Source organism: Bartonella queenslandensis AUST/NH15 (assembly GCF_000312585.1).
GTDB classification, from domain to species: domain Bacteria; phylum Pseudomonadota; class Alphaproteobacteria; order Rhizobiales; family Rhizobiaceae; genus Bartonella; species Bartonella queenslandensis_A.
Genome location: NZ_HE998006.1, coordinates 54,450 through 56,358 on the forward strand (window position 1 = coordinate 54,450; position 1,909 = coordinate 56,358).

General features: G+C 35.4%; 1 protein-coding gene. It reads right to left on the reverse strand.

Annotation, left to right across the window (positions count from 1 at the left end; translation table 11 throughout):
- Positions 1–648 precede the first annotated feature (648 nt).
- Positions 649–1,539: a metallophosphoesterase family protein gene (locus BN338_RS06820; RefSeq protein WP_039760354.1), complete on the reverse strand. Its 891-nt coding sequence runs from the start codon at positions 1,537–1,539 to the stop codon at positions 649–651.
- Positions 1,540–1,909: the final 370 nt, after the last annotated feature.

Sequence of the window (1,909 nt, forward strand, 5' to 3'; positions counted from 1 at the left end):
ATTGAAATATAATCGGTTGTTTTTTATAAATTTTTAAAATGTACGATAATAACTGCCGCGCATAATAGTGGGGGATTTTTCAAATCTATTTAAATCTATTTACCATAAATCAACCAACATCGTTTAATTTTATGGCTTACAAGGGGAGTAGATTATTGAAATTATAAGTTTTATCGTTATTGGGCTTTTTATCGTCATTGATATTTAGATATAGAAGCTAAATGAGCTTTTCTATAATCCTAAAAAATGTCATGAATAGAGGTATAAGCATTTTACTTATGAGATGCTTTGGGGGGAGTGTGCGATGAAGTGCAAAGCAAGGCTTATTAGAACTTTGTGAAGTAAATCACAGAGCTCAATCGGTAGGAGAAGCCCGTATGAAAAGAATCCGGATTATTTATAGATGAGATAAGAGAGTAATCTTCGTCCTTGAAAATGGGAAGGAAGTAAACCAATGAATTTGTAAAGTTAGCCACATAAGTGGGGTTAGATAATGGGCTCTTTGAGAGAAATTGATCTATCGAAAAAGAAGGGTGAATTTTGTCTTGTTAAGAGGAGGGGACAATAAAATTATGATTTACAAAGGAATATGAAGTGAAAATATTTTCACTTTAGATTGCTTGGATAATGCTGGATGTGCTGAAGCATTTAAAGAGTAATTGTTTCGGTACATGCTATCTCGTTTTGGGAGTTGATAATGCTATAGCGTTGCAACTGACAGTGCCATTGATTTTGTAAGTGTTCAATGGAAAATAAATTAAAGCCTGCGGGTGATTTTTTATAACCAAAAGCTTGTGATGCGGAAGGAACACCAACAATAGGAATTTTTTTAATTGGTCCTTCAATGTATTTCAATGTGGGTAAATGAGTATGTCCGTGAAGAATAAGTTCGCAACCATGACGTTTGATAACGTCTAGAAAACGTTTTGTATCCCGTAGTTTTTTATGCCAAGATGTTGCTTTGGGAAATGGAGGATGATGGATCATGATGACACGAAAAAGGTTGCGCTGTTCTGCTTCCTTTAAAAGGTGCGATAAAGTTTGCGCCTGCATTTTACCAAAATAACCAGAAGCTTGAAAAGGGGGGGTCGCGATAGCTGAAGAAGCAGCTATAATGGCGACATCTTTGCGAATGCGCATATAAGGAAAAGGAAAAACACTTTTTTGAGGCACGTCACCTGTGATCCAAGGTTTAAAGAGAGTACATGCTTTTTGAAGGGCGCCACGGACATAGGCATCGTGATTTCCAAATGTCAAAGAAATATCTTGGGGGCGTCCCAAGTTAAGGAGCCAACGATACGCTTGTTCAAATTCCTTATCGAGAGCAAGGTTTACAAGATCACCAGAGATCACAAGATGATCAGGCTTTGTTTTGTTCAAGGCATCTATTAGAGTTTCGAGGACATTTGTTGCGACTTGATTCTTACGTTTTTTTTGCCAATTCAAATAACCAGTAAGACGCTTTCCACAAAGTTCAAAAAGGGAAGGTTTGGGGAGAGGGGAAAGATGTACATCCGATATATGGGCAAGATAAAACATAAAAGCTCGTAGAGTATTAAAAACGATTTAAAGAATAAGCATAAGATAAGTTTGTACTGAAAGGCAAGAAGGATTGTAAAATGAAAAATAGCTTGTTGAAAATATGAGAAAATTTGGGGGAGAGAATTGATGCTGTATTGTATTTTTTATGAAAAAGAATAGGGTAATACAACAGATCATTCCTAGCAACCGATATGTCTTTTGTATGATAGGATAAATTTTTAAATAATGGTCATAAAATTTTAAGATTTTTAAACGGTTTTTATACGACCACACATGATCATAAAAAATCTAATCGCTCAGTGTAAAATACAAAAGAATGTCTTGTATTTATTAGGAACTTTTACCGATTTGGCGCTGCCATATCTCA

Excerpts from the sequence above, each read along its gene's own strand:
- BN338_RS06820 (WP_039760354.1), bottom strand. The coding sequence starts at position 1,539 with ATGTTTTATCTTGCCCATATATCGGATGTACATCTTTCCCCTCTCCCC.